Genomic DNA, 17,851 nt, shown 5'->3' with positions numbered 1-17,851 from the left:
ATATAAAATATAAGTTTCGCAACTTTAATCTATAATCATGCAGAAACGCTTTTTAAGCTCCATTACAAGTAAAGTACCTCAAGTGTTATTGACTTTAGGCTTATTATACAGCTCGTCAGCAGCATTTGCGCAGAAGTCGACGTCTGCATCTCCTTATTCACAATTTGGTCTCGGTCAGATGCGTGAAGATTTACTACCTCAAAATCGTGCTATAGGGGGCTTATCTACAGGTATTCGCTATTTTGGTTCCGTATATAATACGAACCCAAGTAACCCTGCTTCTTATTCTGCAGCACAATTCAGCACCTTTGATGCGGGGTTATATGGAAATTTCACGCAATTGAGTAGTGCTAATAAATCGGATAATACTGCTGATTTTGCTTTCAGCCATATCACCATGACTTTCCCAATGAAAAAAGCTGGGGGTATCAGTTTGGGTATTTTACCATACTCTGATTTAGGATACAACTCAAACAGTGTCCAAAAAATAGACTCCATCAATTACAGAAAGGCATTTACAGGAGAAGGTGGTTTGACAAAAGCTTACTTTGGTTATGGGGTTAATCTTACAAAGAATTTCAGTGTAGGTGCCAACATCGCTTACTTATTTGGTACATTAAACGATTTCAGTAGAACGGAGTTCCCATACAACTATGGTGCACTGAATGTACAACAGCAAGATAAGCGCGTAATCCAAGGCGTTACTTTCGATTACGGTGCGCAGTATTACAAAACGATCAATAAAGAATATTCATTAACTGTTGGTTACTCGGGGTCATTGAACAATGCCATTCATGATCGCAGTACTACCTATATCACACGTGTAGCTCCTGCGACTTCTAGCGAAGACTCAAATATTGCATTGGATACTGTGTACCGAACTGATCGTAATAGAAGAGACCTGAACCTTCCTCTAAAACATAATGTGGGTATTACATTTGCAAAAACTAACCGTTGGATGGTTGGAGCAGAATTTAAATACGCAGATTGGTCTAAATTTCAAGTTAGAAAAGAAGAACCAAATCTAAAAACAAACTATGGTTTTGCTATCGGTGGACAGATAACGCCAGATCCTACTTCTTTCAAATACACAAGTTTGATGGATTACCGTTTAGGTTTCCGTTATAACAGAACGCAATACTTTATCAACAAAAACGATATCAATGACATGGCCATCACTTTTGGTGTGGGCCTTCCATTAGCAAGAAATCCGTACACTGGTGCTTTTTCTAAAATCAATATTTCTGCAGAGTTGGGACAAATGGGGACAATGAAGAGCAGTTTGATTAGGGAAAGGTATGTAAACTTGAACATTGGTTTCACCTTAAATGATCGTTGGTTTAGAAAAAATTCAATTGATTAAGCAAATAACGGCTATGGCAAGACCTTCAATTGCCTCAAAAAAGCATTATACATTGCCTCTACTGCTCATCATGGCAGTAGGGGCATTCTTCTTTACAGCTTGTGAACCGGATCTAAAAGAAGTAGACCGTATTGCAAATCTTAAAAAAGAAGAGGCGGTCGATATTTCTCGACATGTAAATGTCATATACAGCGACTCGGCGATTGTAAAAGCGGAAATGAGTGCTCCAGAAATGCGAATAAAGCACGATAGCACCCAGGTCTTTGAGTTCCCACAAGGAATCAAAATCATATTCTACGATAAGGATGTAAAAGAGACACAACGCATCACTTCGGATTATGCTATTCAACATGATGCAAATAAAACAACGACCTTTAAAAAGAACGTCATCGTCACTATGGCTGATGGTTCAGTGATAAAAACTGAAGAAATTATTTACGACGAAGCAAAGGAGTCTTTCTATAATTATGTACCTATAACAGCTTATTTCAAAGATAACAGGGGCAACTTACAAGGGTCATCTTTTACTTCTGACAAGGATTTTAAACGGATTAATATTCAGAATTCGACAGGAGTCATGCTCGTAAAAGAGAATAGTATGTTTCCGTCATTTGGACAGTAAATCTTGCTAAAACAACCAAACCTGAAATAAGTTTCGCTTAATCAGAAATTATTACGCTTTTTTTTTATAAAAATTGTATCTTGCACCGCATTTAGGCTACTATTTCCTAAATAATGGTAATTTAAGTATTTAAACAATATAAACACAATAAAACAGACTATGGGATTAATGGGCTTTTTGCGCAACCGAGCTGGTTTCATTTTAACTGGAGCTATGGCTGTAGCAATTCTAGCATTTTTATTAGGAGATGTTATCAATTCTGGGACTCCATTTTGGGCTAAAAACCAAAATCGCGTAGGAGAAATAAATGGTGAAGCGATTGAGTATCAAGAATTCAACCAACAAGTTGATCAAACAGCAGAAATGTTTAAACAACAAATGGGCGGTAACTTGACTCCACAAATGAGATCATATGCTGTACAACAGGTATGGAATCAATTGTTGCAAAAAGAAATCCTAAAAAGCGAGATTGAAAAAATCGGTTTAGAAGTAGGTAAAAATGAATTGAATGATTTAGTGACTGGAAATAATCCTTCCAATCAAATCGTTCAAGCTTTTACAGATCCACAAACAGGTCAGTTCAACCGTAACCAATTATTATCATTCATCTCACAATTGAGCACCTCAGGTAATCCACAAGCAGCACAACAATGGGAAATGTTATTGGCGGCTGTTAAAGAAGAGCGTTTGAACAATAAATATAGCAGTTTATTAAATAATAGCCTTTACGTTACTTCTTTGGAGGCTAACGATGAGTACCAACAACGTAATAAATTAGCAAACTTCAACTATGTGTTATTGGATTATGCATCGGTTAAAGACAGTGAAATCAAAATCACTGACGCTGACTACCAAGCCTATTACGATGAGCATAAAAATGCTTTTAAAAATCAAGAAGAGACGCGTAAGATTCAATATGTTGTCGTGGATGCACGTCCTACAACAAAAGATATCGATTATGCAAAAGAAACAATCAACAGGTTGAAAACAGAATTAGCTGCTTCAACAAATGATTCGTTATTTGCATCAATTAACTCGGATAACAAATACCCTTATACTTTTGTAAAAAAAGGTCAGTTAAGTCCGGCTTTGGATTCGGTCCTTTTCAATGTTCCTGTAGGAGCGATTGTAGGTCCATATGAATCGAACGGATTATTTGAAATTGCTAAAGTTACACAGTCAACAGTAGGTCCTGACTCCGTAAAGGCTAGTCATATCCTATTAAATGCAACTGCAGAAGGTGGTCTTGAAAAAGCATTAGCAAAAGCTGACTCTATTAAAGGTCTATTGGCAAAAGGAGAAAGCTTCGCTTCAATGGCTGTTCAATTTAGTACAGACGAAGGTAGTAAAATCAATGGTGGTGAATTAGGTACTTTTCCACGTGGTCAAATGGGTCCTGTTTTTGACAATGCTGTCTTTAATGGAAAAACAGGTGACATCAAAATTGTGGAATCACAATATGGTGTTCACATCATCAAAATCGAAAATCAAATTGGTTCAGCTAAATATGTTAAAGCTGCGATTATAGATAAGGCCATTATCAGTGGTAAAGAGACATTAAACAATGCGCATAGCAAAGCAAATGCATTCTTGACTGCTGCTACTGCAGAAAATTTTGCACAAGAGGCACAAAAGCTAGGCTTAACAGCCGCTACTGCTTCTCGCGTATTGGCTATGGATAATACCTTAGATGGTAACGAAGCACCAAGAGACTTGATTAAATGGGCGTTCGAAGCTAAAAAAGGTGAAATCTCTGACCGCGTTTTTGAAACGGAGCAATCTTATGTATTGGCACATGTAGTTGATGTTCAACCAAAAGGTTTGTTACCATTAGCTAGCGTTAAAAAAGACATCGAGCCTGCTGTTAAAAATGCTGTTAAAGCGAAATTATTAACAGAGAAAATGAATGCGGCATTGAATGCTGCAACCTCAATAGACCAAATCGGTCAAAAACTAGGTAAAACACCAGTTGCTGTTGAAAATATTGTATTGGCGAATCCAGTTATCCCAGGTGTTTCTTTAGAGAACAAAGTGGTAGGTACAGTATTTGGATTACAACCAAACAAACCATCAAAAGCGATCGAAGGTACACAAGGAGTATATGCTGTTCAAGTGAGCGGATTTGTTAACCCTGCAGCTAATCCTGATGTAAATGCGCAGAAGAAACAAATTTTAGCTTCTAAACTACAACGTTCATGGTCTTCAATTTTCAAAGCTTTACAAGATAAATCGGATATCACTGACAATCGTGTGAAATTCTTTTAGAATATTTTTAATTAACTTTGTAGCCGGACGAGTATATCGTCCGGCTTTTTTATTATTTGATATGGATATTCAAACCGACATTGTAAATAAAGTGGCTCAGAGTGGTATTATCACTGTAGACTTAGCTAAATTTAGACCGACAGGTGAACTTGTGCAGTACGACATCAAGGATAATCTCTTCCACGGACTGATTTTGAAGGAGAAAGACTTTAGGGAATTCATCAAAACACATGATTGGTCGGCCTACTCGGGTAAACATGTTGCGATTACATGTTCTTCTGACGCCATTGTACAAACATGGGCATACATGCTGTTAGCGACAAAACTAGAGCCTTTTGCTGCAACGGTCGTATTTGGTGGCTTAGATGAATTAGAACGCGTCTTATATGCTCAAAACATCGCGCAGATCGACATGGCAGAATATACCGATCAGCGTGTAGTCGTAAAGGGATGTGGTGATATCAAAATTCCTGAATCGGCTTTCGTACAGTTTTCGACTGCATTGGCAAAAGTCGCAAAAAGTATCATGTACGGGGAACCTTGTTCTACCGTTCCTGTATTTAAACGCAAATAGGGGTATTCGTAATTTCAAAATATTTTTGTATTCTTACGTATATGAAAAACCTAATCTCATTAACACTCTTAGTACTTAGTATTTGTGGTCAATTAATTGCTCAAGAACTCCCTTATTTAAAACAATCTGCTTTTAAAGGTGGTGAAAAGTTGGAATACAAATTGAAATATGGTTTTCTTTCCGCTGCTACGGGTCAATTGACAGTAACGGATACAAAAACGGGAAGTGGAGGAGACGCTTTCAGACTATATGCTACCGGAAAAACAGCTGGAGCTTTTGCCTTATATACGGTAAAAAATGAATACAACTCTTATATTGACGCCAAAACTTTTCTTCCTTATTATTATACGGAAAACATCAGAGAGGGGGGCTATAGAAGAAATGATAAAGTAACTTTTGACCAAAAGACGAAATCGGTAAACGGAAATAAAGGTGACTTTAAAAGCACAGTTTCTCAAACATTTGATCTCTTGTCTGCTTATTATTTTGCGCGCAACTTAGATTTATCAACTGTTAAGCCTGGCGAGTCATTTAAATTGACATACTTTTTAAATGATGAAATAGCCACTTTAGGCATCAAGTATATTGGTATAGAAACCATTAAAACAGATTTAGGATCGTTAGAATGTCTTAAATTCAGTCCTGAAATCAAACCAGGTAGAATTTTCAAGAAAAACAGTCAGTTATTTCTTTGGGTGACCAATGATGGGAATCGTATTCCTGTCAAAGCGAACGTAGACATTTTGATAGGTTTCTGTCACATTAGAACTCATAAAAGCCGATGGCTTGAAACATAAACTCGGTCAACGAGCGAGTTATTCAAAATAAATAATAATCATGATAGAAGTAGGAAATGTATTAGTGCACGAAGATTTGATTAACAATGATTTCGTATGCAATCTTTCCAAATGCAAAGGCATTTGCTGTATAGAAGGGGATTCGGGTGCTCCATTAAAACAAAATGAGTTGGCGGTACTTGCTGAAATATACCCAAAGGTAAAACCTTATATGACAGCTAAGGGTATAGAAGCAATTGAACAACAGGGTACGCATGTGATTGATATGGATGGTGATCTCACTACTCCTTGTGTCGATGGCAATAAAGAGTGTGCCTATGTAACTTGGGAAAATGGTATCACAAAATGTGCCATAGAAAAAGCTTACGAATTGGGCGATATCAATTGGAAGAAACCAATCTCTTGCCACCTCTACCCTATCCGAACAACAAATTACCCAGAATTTGATGTGCTCCATTATGACAGATGGAGTATTTGTAAAGATGCCTGTTCCTTCGGTAGGGAGCTGCAGGTACCTGTATATAAGTTCTTAAAGGATCCTTTAATCCGTGAATACGGTGAAGAATGGTACCAAAAATTAGAAAATGCGGTAGATTCATTATAATCTATTGCTTATATTTATAGACATTTAAAGAGATAATAGTGGTTTTTAACCATATTGCATGCTGAAATTAAAAGAAATACAACGCCCCATCCTTAAGGAATTGGCAACTTTTGAAAAGGAGTTTAAAGCTTCAATGAAAAGTTCCGTTCCTTTGCTAGACCGTATTACAGGGTATATCGTAAAAACAAAAGGGAAACAAATGCGTCCAATGTTTGTCTTCTTTTCCGCAGGTCTCTGTAATGGCATCAAAGAATCAACCTATCGTGGCGCCTCATTAGTAGAATTACTCCATACAGCTTCATTAGTACATGATGATGTAGTGGATAATTCGAATGAACGCAGGGGCTTCTTTTCTGTCAATGCCCTCTGGAAAAACAAGGTTTCCGTTTTAGTGGGTGATTTTTTACTTTCCAAAGGACTGCTCCTTTCCGTTAAGCACCATGAATACGATTTGCTGAAAATTGTTTCTGAAGCTGTTGAACAAATGAGCGAAGGCGAATTGCTACAGATTGAAAAAGCGCGAAAATTGGACATCGAGGAGGCTATCTATTTTGAAGTTATCCGTCAAAAGACCGCTTCTTTAATCGCTTCTTGTTGTGCTTGTGGTGCATCTTCCTCTGGAGCTGATGCAGAAACAGTTAAAAAACTACATGCCTTTGGTGAAAAAATCGGTATTGCTTTTCAAATAAAGGACGACTTATTTGATTTTGGTGTAGATGATGTAGGTAAACCACTCGGGAATGACATCAAAGAGAAAAAAATGACGCTCCCCTTAATCTATGCATTAAGTCAAACCGATAAATCGGAAAAAAGAAGAATCATCAATATGGTTAAAAACCATAGTGAAGACAACAAAAAAGTCGCGGAAGTCATTGCATTTGTAAGACAAAGTGGTGGATTGGAATATGCAACTGAAAAAATGTTGGATTACCAGAAAGATGCCTTTAAAATATTAGATGAATTTCCTGATAATGAATATAAAACAGGATTACTACAACTTGTCAAATTTACAACTGAAAGAAAAATATAGAAAATGAGTCACGAGATCATGTTTTTTGGAGGATTTTTAATCTTCATTATTTTAATGTTAGCTATCGATTTAGGTGTTTTTTCAAAAGGAGATAAAAATGTCTCCCTAAAAAGTGCCGCAATCATGAGTATTATATGGGTGTTATTAGCTTTAGGCTTTTACTGGATATTACGCCACTATGGACATGAATTACACAATATTCAGGACCTAGCCCAACTTCAACAAGTCATTACGGCTCATCTACACGATGTTCAGATTATCCCCGGAGACTTAGAAGGAAGTATAGCGCTCTATAATAACAATCTTGCACTCGAGTTTATAACGGGCTATGTAGTGGAATATGCCTTATCTGTGGATAATATCTTCGTGATGGTACTCTTGTTTTCTTCTTTCGGTATTCCGGAACGCTATTACCATAAAGTATTGGTATGGGGAGTAATCGGAGCGGTATTAATGCGTTTTATCTTTATTTTCCTAGGTGCTGCATTGATTACAAAATTCGGTTGGATTCTGTACATCTTTGGAGGCTTCTTATTGATTACCGGTGTGAAGATGTTCTTGAATAGAAATCAAGAAGATGAAGTAGACCCACAAAACCACCCTGTGGTAAAATTCGCCTCTAAATATTTTAAGGTAACTCCAAAATTAGATGGCGGTCATTTTTTCCATGTTGAAAATGGTGTCAAATACATGACCCCACTATTCTTGGTACTATTGGTCATTGAGTTTACAGATTTAATATTTGCTGTCGATTCTATTCCCGCTATTTTCTCTGTAACGAAAGATGCTTATGTGGTATTTTTCTCTAATATCTTTGCAGTATTAGGATTACGTTCGATGTTCTTCCTATTGGTCAACATCATCCATAAATTCCATTACTTAAAAGTAGGTTTAGCATTTTTATTAATATTTATAGGGTTGAAAATGTTATTGCACCATTGGTTAGTAGAATTTGGTTTCTCGACCTCTCATTCCCTCATTATAATTGTCAGCATTTTGGTCATCAGTGTAGTAGCGTCGCTCCTATTTCCGAAAAAACAGGACCTAAAAATAGAAAATTAACAAAAAACGGGGCTTTAAAAGCCCCGTTTTTGTATAAAGCACAATTTTATTACAATCAAATTGCTAGATTATCACTTCGGTATTTGAATTTATTCATAATTTAGCATTATAAAATCATTAACTTTTAAAAAATGAATTGGAATAAATCACTCGTATTAGCAGCATCATTATTTGCCGCCTCATTACAGGTTGTACAGGCTCAAGATAATTTAATCAATGCCTTAAAAACAAATCAAAATGACCAAAGTAAAGCTGGATTTACTTTTACTGAGGTTATCAATTTAAAGAATACTTCTATTAAAAATCAAGGCTCTTCGGGTACTTGTTGGTCATACTCTGGTAACTCTTTTTTAGAGTCGGAAATGATCAGAATGGGAAAAGAGCCTGTAGAGATTTCACAAATCTACTCTGCTCGTAATACGTATTTGGACAAAGCAAAGAACTATATCCGTTTACATGGTGGTCTTTCTTTAGGTGAAGGTGGACAATTTCATGATGTATTAAATGCATTCCGTAAATACGGTGCTTTGCCACAAACAGAATATACAGGTCTACACTACGGATCTGATAAGAATAATTTTGGTGAGATGACCAATATGTTGGATGCGATGTTAGCTTCTTTTGTTAAAAGCAAAACATTAACACCGAACTGGGAAAAAGCATATACTGCTGCTATGGACTCTTATTTAGGTGAAGTTCCTGCTAGCTTCCAATATAAAGGTAAAAGCTATACCCCGCGTACCTTTGCAGATCAGGTAATCGGTATCAAGCCTGATGAATATGTCGGTATTGCTTCTGTAACGGACCATCCTTACTACAGCAAGTTTGTCCTATTGATTCCTGATAACTGGTCATTTGATAGTTTTTATAATGTTCAAATCAATGACATGACCGATATCATCGATAATGCATTAAATAATGGATATACTGTAGCTTGGGCTACCGATGTTTCGGAAAAAACCTTCAGCTGGAAAAATGGTGTTGCGTACGTACCTGCAAAACCTTTTGAGCAAATGACTCCAAAGGAACAACAAGAGATGTTTGTAGGTCCGAAACCTGAAGCTAAAATTACTGCTGAAGAAAGACAAGCTGCTTTTGACAACTACCAAACGACAGATGACCATGGTATGCATATCGTAGGTATCGCTAAAGATCAAAATGGTAAAGAATACTATATCGTAAAAAACTCTTGGGGTACAACAAACGACTACAATGGTTACTTATATGTAACAAAAGAATTTGTTCGTTACAAAACAACTTCTCTTTTAGTTCATAAAGATGGTATTCAAAAAGATTTAAAGTCTAAAATGAAGATTTAATCCACGTTAAACAAGGATTATAAAAATAGGTTACAGAAATAAGTTTCTGTAACCTATTTTTTTTACAGTTTTATTACATAACTTTAATTATCGAGAATGATTTAGGAATCACACTTCTTATTAACTGGTTATGAAAAAGATATTATTATTCCTCCTAATATTACCCTTTACCGTTATAGGTCAAGAAAAAGGAATAAAATTTGAGCACGGATTGAACTGGAGCCAAGTAAAGGAAAAAGCAAAAAAAGAAAACAAATTTATCTTTGTCGATTTGTTCACGACATGGTGCGGCCCCTGTAAATACATGAGCGCAGCGGTATTTTCGCAAAACAAAGTGGGTGATTTCTTCAACCCAAAATTTGTGAGTACTAAAATCCAAATGGATAAAACGGATCAAGATAGTGAAGAGGTGAAAAGTTGGTATGCCGAAGCGGAACGTTTTGGTCAGGATTACAAAATTGCAGCATACCCGACTTTCTTGGTGTTCAATCCAAAAGGCGAACTTGTACACCGTATGGTTGGTGGTGGCGAAGCGGATGAATTTATTGAGCGGACCAAAGATGCTTTAAACTCAGAAACGCAATACTATGCTTTGTTAAAGGATTTTGAAAATAATCCGACGGACTTAGCATTAGCACATCGCATGGTTAGGGCTGCAAATACAGCATATGATGAAGCTACCGTGATTCAGGCAGAGGATATTATTATTTCCCAAACTAAATCTGAAAATCTAACCAAAGAATGCGCCGCATATCTAGTCGCTAATACACGAACAAGTCGATCAAAAGCATTTGACCTACTTCGGAATAATCCTGAAAAAATAGATGCTTTACTGGAAAAGAATGGTGCGGCCAATCGGGTTCTTGCCTCTGTTGCGATCAATGAGGTATTAGGTACTAAAATTGACTTCAACACGGAACCAAATTGGGAATCTCTAAAGACGGAAATATCCGAAAAATACAGCAACATCGATTTTGACCCCATATTTAAATTAATGAAAGCACAGTATTATATGCAATCTCATAACTGGGCTGCATTAAAAGATATTGTCGAGAATTATTTAATTTCAGAAGATCTGAATTCAAACCAATTGAATAGTTATGCTTGGGAGATTTTTGAAAACTGTAATGATGCAGCTTGCCTTGATGCGGCTTTGAAATGGAGTAAAAAAGCAGTTGAAAAAGATGTTAAAAGTGCATACCTAGATACTTATGCTAACTTGTTATATAAAAAAGGGGACAAAATAAATGCTATTAAATGGCAAGAAGAAGCGTTATCGCTAGCTAATGAAGGGGAACAGGATAACTACACGGATACACTCGCTAAAATGAAGAGTGACCTGCCTACATGGCAATTGTAATAAACTGTACCGTATGGAAGTATAAAAAAGGGTTTGAAAATCAATGATTTTCAAACCCTTTTTTATAATCTTGGATTGCTATTAACTATTTTTCAACGATTTCATATCAATCACAAATCTGTATTTCACATCCGACTTAATCATACGCTCGTACGCGGTATTGATATCCTGTATGTCGATAACTTCTACATCTGATACAATTTGATGCTCACCACAGAAATCTAACATCTCTTGAGTTTCTTTGATTCCGCCGATCAATGAACCTGCTAAATGTCTTCTTTTACCAATCAATAAACCGCCATGAACTCCAGGAAGTGGTTCTACTGCCCCTACGATACACATGGTCTTATCCAATTTCAACAAATTCAAATAAGGATTGACATCATGCCCTACCGGAATGGTATTCAATAAGAAATCAAATGTATTGGTATGTGCCGCTAATTGTTCTGCATCCTTTGAAATCAAGACTTCATCAGCTCCCAATTTTTTTGCATCTTCACCTTTTTCTGGAGAAGTGGTAATCATCACAACATGAGCTCCGATTGCTTTCGCAAACTTGACACCCATATGCCCCAAACCTCCAAGTCCGATAACACCTACCTTATCTCCTTTTTTCACATTCCAATGACGTAATGGAGACCATGTTGTAATACCTGCACACAATAAAGGAGCAGCAGCCTTTACATCAATATTCGTGGGGATACGGAGTACAAAATCTTCCTCTACCACAATATTCTCGGAGTATCCTCCATAAGTGATACCACCGTGCTTAGATTTAGCACTATTATAGGTGCCGATCATCCCATTTTCACAATACTGTTCCAATCCTTCATCACATGGATTACAATGCTTACAGGACTCGACCATACAGCCAACACCTACCAGGTCGCCGATCTGGTATTTTGTTACATTTGGTCCTACTGCTAGCACCCGTCCAATAATTTCATGTCCTGGAACTACGGGGTAATGCGGTTGCCCCCACTCTGCTCTTGCCGTATGAATGTCACTATGGCAAACGCCACAGTATTCAATATCAATAAAAACATCTTTATCCTGCAGATCTCTACGTTGGATCTGATGTGGTCTTAAATCTTCGGCCTCCGAAAAGGCTGCGTATGCTTTTGTGCTCATCCTATTCTGTTTTAAGTAAAAATAGTTCTTTTCATAAAAAATCCACTCTTATTGGGAGTGGATTTACTTTCAAATGATATTTATTTCAATGCTTTAATACCCATGTTCCAAAGGGTAAAGGCATATTTATCGGCAGTTTCGTTGATAACTACCTCTGTTGAACGTCCTGCACCATGGCCAGCCTTGGTCTCAATACGAATCAACACAGGACGGTCACATTTTTGTTTAGCCTGCAACTCTGAAGCAAACTTATAAGAATGTGCCGGTACCACGCGGTCATCATGATCACCAGTCGTCACTAATGTTGCCGGATAGCATACGCCTTCTTTTACATTATGCACAGGCGAATAGCCTCTTAAATAATCAAACATCTCTTTGCTATCTTGAGCTGTACCGTAATCATATCCCCAACCTGCACCAGCTGTAAACGTATGGTAACGCAACATATCCAATACACCCACTGCCGGTAAAGCTACTTTGGCAATCGTTGGATCTAATGTAATCGTAGCGCCAACAAGTAAACCTCCATTAGAAACCGCCAGATAAAGCTGTATAGTCAGGCGAAGTGTACCCATTGCTTTGTAAATATTTTGCAGCTGCAATGAAATCATTAAACACATTCAGTTTATTGAACTGACGGCCGCCATCATGCCATTTCTGTCCATACTCACCTCCGCCCCGTAGGTTAGCAACAGCATATACACCACCATTTTGAATCCAATTCGCAGTCGATACACTAAAGCCCGGAGTCAAGCTAATATTGAAACCACCATAACCGTAAACAATCGTTGGGTTTTTACCATCAAGTTTTAAGCCTTTTTTATAGGTGATAATCATAGGCACCTTAGTTCCATCCTTTGAGGTGTAAAAAACTTGCTTCGATTCAAAATCATCAGAATTGAAGTTCACCTTTGGTCGGATATAGACTTCAGATTGCCCATTATCTACATTAAATTTGAAACTTGTTGATGGCGTAATGTAGTTTGAAAAACCATAATAAATAGTTTTCTCCTTTTTCTTGCCAGAAAATCCTGCTGCTGTACCTACTCCTGGTAATTTAATCTCACGAATCTTTTTACCCGTATAATCGTATTGTTGAATAACAGAGATAGCATCCTTAAGGTAATTAGCGAATAAGAAACCTCCCCCAGTAGAAATTGAAAGTACATTTTCTGTTTCAGGAATCACATCAATCCAATTTTTAGATTCGGGTTGACGAATATTCATTTTCACCAATTTATTATTCGGTGCATTTAAATTTGTCTGTACATAAAATGTTTCGCCATCATTATCGATGATATTGGTACTGCTTTCGAAGCCACTTAAAATATTGACAATCTTACTTCCGGGCTTCGTTAAATCTTGAACGTATAATTCGTTACCCGTTGTGGTATTTGCTGCTGAGATGATTAAATAATTTTCATCGTCTGTCAAATATGCTCCAATATATCGGCGAGGTACTTCCGTTCCTCCGAAAATCATTTTGTCGGTTGCTTGCGCTGTCCCTAATTGATGGAAATAGACTTTATGCTGATCTGTTTTCTCCGATAACTCCGAGCCTTTCGGTTTATCATAGCTGGAATAATAGAAACCTGCATTTCCCTTCCATGCAATACCTGAAAACTTAACATCAATTAAAGTTTCACCGATTTGCTTTTTGTCAGTAGTATTTAAAATGATAACTTTTCTCCAATCCGAACCACCTTCTGATATCGAATAGGCCATTAAGCTCCCATCTTTTGAAAAACTCACATCTGCTAATGAAGTAGACCCATCTTTAGAGAATGTATTGGGGTCTAAAAAGACTTCCTCTTTCCCTCCCTTATTTGATTTTCTATACAAGACAGCGTGCTGTTGTAAACCATCATTTTTATAGAAATAAGTGGAAGCCCCTTCTACAAATGGTGTCCCCACTTTTTCATAATTCCAAGTATCCGTCAATTGTTTTTTCAACTGATCACGATAAGGAATTTGAGCCAAATAATCGTATGTTAATTTATTTTGAGCAACTACCCAAGATTTGGTGTCTGCTGCCAAATCATCTTCCAGCCATCGATATGGATCTGGCACTGCTTCTCCAAAATATTGATCAACTACTTGACCTTTTTTTGTTTCGGGGTATTTCAATTCTTGTGCATTTCCTTGATGTACAGATGACATGGCGATCACGGTTAAAATTAAACTCAGTTTTTTATTCATATTTTTTCAAATGAGGTTATAAGCAAATTTAACAAATTATAATGTGTTTCTTTCATCCTAAAAAAATAGCTTAAAGAAACCTTTTAGCGGTTATTTCGTGAATATCATATCCGCTTGATTGCTTGATTTTTTGGAGATATCTCGCATCGCTGAGGTAAGTGATAGATTTAAATAATTGCCATATTTTGGCTCTTGTGGATTCTAAATGCAGCAGAAAGATCGACAAAACCGAAGCAATCATGCGTACTATATAAAATAAATACGCATGCATAAAATTAATTTACATAGCATGCAGTTAAAATTGTATGTAAAACAAACTTATCTAAGTTTGAAATTCAAAGTGATTTCGGTAGTTTTGACCACATGTCAACAGGAAAAAACATCTATTTCGCCTCGGACTTTCATTTAGGATCTTACCCTCAAAGTAATTCCAAAGAAAGGGAGTTGCTCATCATTAAATGGCTAGACCATATTAAAACGGATGCATCTGAATTGTATCTCGTGGGCGATATTTTTGATTTCTGGTTTGAATACAAAACAGTGGTTCCAAAGGGATATATTCGCTTTTTAGGGAAACTTGCTGAATTGGTTGATGCAGGTGTCAAACTGACCATATTCAAGGGTAACCACGACATGTGGATGTTTAGTTATTTAAAAGACGAGCTGCAGGCGACCATTATCGATGATGAGCTGATTATAGAACGTGATAATAAGCGTTTTTACATCCACCATGGCGATGGCCTAGGTGTCGGTGACCGCAAGTATAAAGTGCTAAAAAAATTCTTTCGAAGTAAGACCTGTCAATGGCTTTTCGCCCGTTTGCATCCAAATCTAGGCATCGGTATAGCAACAAATTGGTCGAAACATAGCCGTCTTGCCAACAATACAGATGAAGTGTTTCTGGGAGAAGATAAGGAATGGTTAATAGGTTATGCAAAAGATATAGAAGCAAAACAACATCATGACTTCTACCTATTCGGCCATCGACATATCCCTTATGACATCAAACTTTCCGAAGAGAGCCGTGTTATGAATTTAGGTGAATGGATGAATTACCACACCTACGCTGTATGGAATGGTCATGAACTTAAACTTGAAAAATGGCTGAAATAAAGAAAAGCCTGCGAGATTGTCTGTTGAGCTATTACCCGTTGGAAGAAAGGGATATTGAAGCCATAGAGGCGATTACGACAGAAGTCACCATCCCTCGAAACACGATCATCATCCAACAGGATAAATTGCAGCACGATATCTACTTGTTGTCTTCTGGATTAGCACGTGTATATTACGAAGTACCCGACAGGGAAATTACGCTAGACTTTAATGATGCTGGTTGCATGTTAATGTCCATCAATACATATGCTCGAAACGAACCCGGCTATGAGAATATAGCTATCGTGGAGGATGCGACCTTATATAAAATAAATTCTACTGCCCTATTTAAGCTGTACGAAGAAAATATACGTATTGCTAATTTGGGAAGAAAAATTGCGGAATATGAATTTATTAAAATTGAACAACGCGCCATGTCCAAGCTTTTCAATACTGCCCAGAGCAGGTATATGGATTTACTTTCGAAATATCCAACCTATATCAACCGCATCAAATTGGGCTATATAGCCTCTTATTTAGGCATTTCACAAGTTACCTTAAGTCGTATACGAGCCTCCATTCGTTAATTTTTTAACATAAGTAAAAAATATTGACGCTATTTGTAGCCATCTTTGCAAAAAAATAAAATTATGAATTGGTTATTATTAATTCTAGGGGGATTGTTCGAAATTGGATTTACAACCTGCCTAGGAAAAGCGAAACAAAGTGAAGGTTCGGTCATGTACCTTTGGTATCTTGGATTCGTTATCTCACTATTTTTAAGTATGGGACTACTGATAAAAGCGACACAAACATTGCCTCTGGGTACTGCTTATGCAGTATGGACAGGAATAGGTGCTGTAGGTACCGTATTAATAGGTATATTTTTCTTTAAAGAGCCCGCAGAGTTTTGGCGCATATTCTTCATATTCACTCTTATCGCGTCTATTATAGGCCTGAAAGCAGTTTCTTCACATTAAGCGATAGAACTGTTATAAAAACGACAAAATTTCTTTACTTTTGTAAGCTTAAAAGCTCGTGCGCATGTCGCAGGGTTTGAATAATGTGAATTATGCTAGAAAAATTACAGGCTATAAAGGAAAGATGGGAAGAAGTGGAGGCTGAATTAGGCAATCCAGAGACCATCAAAGATATGAAGCGTTTTGCTAAATTGAACAAAGAGTACAAAGATTTAGGCAAAATTGTAGATCAATACCATATTTATAGAAATATGGTGAGCAATATCGAAACAAATAAAGATATCATCAGCAATGAGAAAGATCAAGAACTTCGCGAAATGGCGAAAGAAGAGCTTGATGTCTTATTGGATGGCAAAGAAGATAAAGAAAATGAAATCCGCATGATGTTGATTCCTAAAGATCCGGAAGATGACAAAAATGCTATATTGGAGATTCGTGGTGGTACCGGAGGTGATGAAGCGGCATTATTTGCTGGTGATTTATACCGTATGTATACGCGTTTCTTTGAGACTAAAGGATGGAGAGTCGAGGTTATGGATGTAACGGAAGGAACTTCTGGAGGTTACAAAGAGGTTATCTTGAAAGTGATTGGCGAAGATACTTACGGACAATTGAAATATGAATCTGGCGTACACCGTGTACAACGTGTCCCTGATACAGAAACTCAAGGTCGTGTGCATACTTCAGCGGCATCTGTAGCAGTGCTTCCAGAAGCTGAAGAAGTAGATGTTGACATTAACCCAGGTGATGTAGAAATGCATACTTCCCGTTCTGGTGGTGCTGGTGGACAAAACGTAAATAAAGTAGAAACGAAAGTACAATTGACACACAAGCCGACAGGTATTGTAGTCGTTTGCCAAGTGGAACGTTCACAGTTAGCGAACCGAGAATTGGCGATGGAAATGCTTCGTTCTAAACTTTACGAGATTGAATTGAACAAAAAGAACGGTTCAATTGCTGCAAAAAGAAAGACTTTAGTATCTACAGGTGACCGTTCAGCAAAAATTCGTACCTATAATTACCCTCAAGGAAGATTTACTGAGCACCGTATTGGTATGACGACATATAATTTACCTGCCATTCTGGACGGTGATATTCAGTCAATTATAGATGCATTACAGTTTGCTGAGAATGCAGAAAAGATGAAAGACGGCGCTGTAGGGTAGATTTTTTTAAAAAAGATTAGTAAATATAGAAATAAACGCTATATTTGCACACCTTCAAGAGAGAAGGTAAACGGTCTGGTAGTTCAGCTGGTTAGAATACATGCCTGTCACGCATGGGGTCGCGGGTTCGAATCCCGTCCAGACCGCTACAAAAAGAGAGTAATCTCGAATAGTTCTTTAACAACATTTAAAATTTGGTCCGGTAGTTCAGCTGGTTAGAATACATGCCTGTCACGCATGGGGTCGCGGGTTCGAATCCCGTCCGGACCGCCAATTTTAAATAATAC

General features: G+C 37.3%; 15 protein-coding genes, 2 tRNA genes and 1 pseudogene. 16 read left to right on the top strand and 2 right to left on the bottom strand.

Annotation, left to right across the window (positions count from 1 at the left end):
• The first annotated feature begins 37 nt into the window (after nucleotides 1-37).
• The 10 genes from ACFX5U_RS01620 (at nucleotide 38) to ACFX5U_RS01575 (ending at nucleotide 10,996) form a co-directional block, all read left to right on the top strand.
• A complete protein-coding gene (locus tag ACFX5U_RS01620; protein ID WP_400262331.1) occupies nucleotides 38-1,363 on the top strand; it encodes a hypothetical protein in 1,326 nt (441 codons plus the stop codon).
• Between the two features lie 13 nt (nucleotides 1,364-1,376).
• Nucleotides 1,377-1,985: an LPS export ABC transporter periplasmic protein LptC gene (gene lptC / locus ACFX5U_RS01615; RefSeq protein WP_400262330.1), complete on the top strand. Its 609-nt coding sequence runs from the start codon at nucleotides 1,377-1,379 to the stop codon at nucleotides 1,983-1,985.
• 159 nt (nucleotides 1,986-2,144) lie between these two features.
• Nucleotides 2,145-4,250: a SurA N-terminal domain-containing protein gene (locus ACFX5U_RS01610; RefSeq protein ID WP_400262329.1), complete on the top strand. Its 2,106-nt coding sequence runs from the start codon at nucleotides 2,145-2,147 to the stop codon at nucleotides 4,248-4,250.
• 61 nt (nucleotides 4,251-4,311) lie between these two features.
• A complete protein-coding gene (locus tag ACFX5U_RS01605) occupies nucleotides 4,312-4,824 on the top strand; it encodes a DUF2480 family protein (protein WP_038695719.1) in 513 nt (170 codons plus the stop codon).
• Between the two features lie 41 nt (nucleotides 4,825-4,865).
• On the top strand, nucleotides 4,866-5,621 hold the full coding sequence (locus ACFX5U_RS01600; protein WP_400262328.1) for a DUF3108 domain-containing protein: 756 nt from the start codon (nucleotides 4,866-4,868) through the stop codon (nucleotides 5,619-5,621).
• 40 nt (nucleotides 5,622-5,661) lie between these two features.
• Nucleotides 5,662-6,225 carry a DUF3109 family protein gene (locus tag ACFX5U_RS01595; protein WP_038695715.1) on the top strand — a complete coding sequence of 188 codons (564 nt, stop codon included), beginning with the start codon at nucleotides 5,662-5,664 and terminating at the stop codon, nucleotides 6,223-6,225.
• A 58-nt stretch (nucleotides 6,226-6,283) separates the two neighbouring features.
• On the top strand, nucleotides 6,284-7,255 hold the full coding sequence (locus ACFX5U_RS01590; protein WP_038695713.1) for a polyprenyl synthetase family protein: 972 nt from the start codon (nucleotides 6,284-6,286) through the stop codon (nucleotides 7,253-7,255).
• 3 nt (nucleotides 7,256-7,258) lie between these two features.
• The gene (locus tag ACFX5U_RS01585; protein WP_038695711.1) at nucleotides 7,259-8,317 is read left to right on the top strand and encodes a TerC/Alx family metal homeostasis membrane protein; all 1,059 of its coding nucleotides are present in this window, start codon (nucleotides 7,259-7,261) and stop codon (nucleotides 8,315-8,317) included.
• A gap of 131 nt (nucleotides 8,318-8,448) precedes the next feature.
• Nucleotides 8,449-9,636, top strand: a complete 1,188-nt coding sequence (locus tag ACFX5U_RS01580; protein WP_038695709.1) for an aminopeptidase C — start codon at nucleotides 8,449-8,451, stop codon at nucleotides 9,634-9,636.
• 130 nt (nucleotides 9,637-9,766) lie between these two features.
• Nucleotides 9,767-10,996 carry a thioredoxin family protein gene (locus tag ACFX5U_RS01575; RefSeq protein ID WP_400262327.1) on the top strand — a complete coding sequence of 410 codons (1,230 nt, stop codon included), beginning with the start codon at nucleotides 9,767-9,769 and terminating at the stop codon, nucleotides 10,994-10,996.
• Between the two features lie 81 nt (nucleotides 10,997-11,077).
• Here ACFX5U_RS01575 and ACFX5U_RS01570 read toward each other — a convergent pair whose 3' ends face one another.
• Both ACFX5U_RS01570 and ACFX5U_RS01565 read right to left on the bottom strand, forming a co-directional pair.
• Nucleotides 11,078-12,127: an NAD(P)-dependent alcohol dehydrogenase gene (locus tag ACFX5U_RS01570; protein WP_280570950.1), complete on the bottom strand. Its 1,050-nt coding sequence runs from the start codon at nucleotides 12,125-12,127 to the stop codon at nucleotides 11,078-11,080.
• An 80-nt stretch (nucleotides 12,128-12,207) separates the two neighbouring features.
• Nucleotides 12,208-14,326 (bottom strand): annotated as a pseudogene (locus ACFX5U_RS01565) (prolyl oligopeptidase family protein).
• 363 nt (nucleotides 14,327-14,689) lie between these two features.
• Between ACFX5U_RS01565 and ACFX5U_RS01560 the strand changes: the two are divergent.
• The 6 genes from ACFX5U_RS01560 to ACFX5U_RS01535 all read left to right on the top strand — a co-directional run bounded on the left by ACFX5U_RS01560 (nucleotide 14,690) and on the right by ACFX5U_RS01535 (nucleotide 17,837).
• The gene (locus ACFX5U_RS01560) at nucleotides 14,690-15,439 is read left to right on the top strand and encodes a UDP-2,3-diacylglucosamine diphosphatase (protein WP_038695701.1); all 750 of its coding nucleotides are present in this window, start codon (nucleotides 14,690-14,692) and stop codon (nucleotides 15,437-15,439) included.
• A complete protein-coding gene (locus tag ACFX5U_RS01555; RefSeq protein WP_400262326.1) occupies nucleotides 15,427-16,005 on the top strand; it encodes a Crp/Fnr family transcriptional regulator in 579 nt (192 codons plus the stop codon). The genes ACFX5U_RS01560 and ACFX5U_RS01555 overlap by 13 nt, the downstream gene beginning before the upstream one ends.
• Nucleotides 16,006-16,068: 63 nt before the next feature.
• Nucleotides 16,069-16,398 carry a multidrug efflux SMR transporter gene (locus ACFX5U_RS01550; protein ID WP_280570956.1) on the top strand — a complete coding sequence of 110 codons (330 nt, stop codon included), beginning with the start codon at nucleotides 16,069-16,071 and terminating at the stop codon, nucleotides 16,396-16,398.
• Nucleotides 16,399-16,490: 92 nt separating this feature from the next.
• Nucleotides 16,491-17,564 (top strand): peptide chain release factor 1, encoded by a 1,074-nt coding sequence (prfA, locus tag ACFX5U_RS01545; RefSeq protein WP_038695695.1) that lies wholly within the window; start codon nucleotides 16,491-16,493, stop codon nucleotides 17,562-17,564.
• A gap of 72 nt (nucleotides 17,565-17,636) precedes the next feature.
• Nucleotides 17,637-17,710, top strand: a tRNA-Asp gene (locus ACFX5U_RS01540).
• A 50-nt stretch (nucleotides 17,711-17,760) separates the two neighbouring features.
• Nucleotides 17,761-17,837, top strand: a tRNA-Asp gene (locus tag ACFX5U_RS01535).
• Nucleotides 17,838-17,851: the final 14 nt, after the last annotated feature.

This window comes from Sphingobacterium sp. SG20118 (assembly GCF_044740685.1).
Lineage (GTDB): Bacteria > Bacteroidota > Bacteroidia > Sphingobacteriales > Sphingobacteriaceae > Sphingobacterium.
The sequence above is the reverse complement of the archived record's forward strand: the minus strand, read 5'-3'. Positions and strand labels throughout refer to the sequence as shown.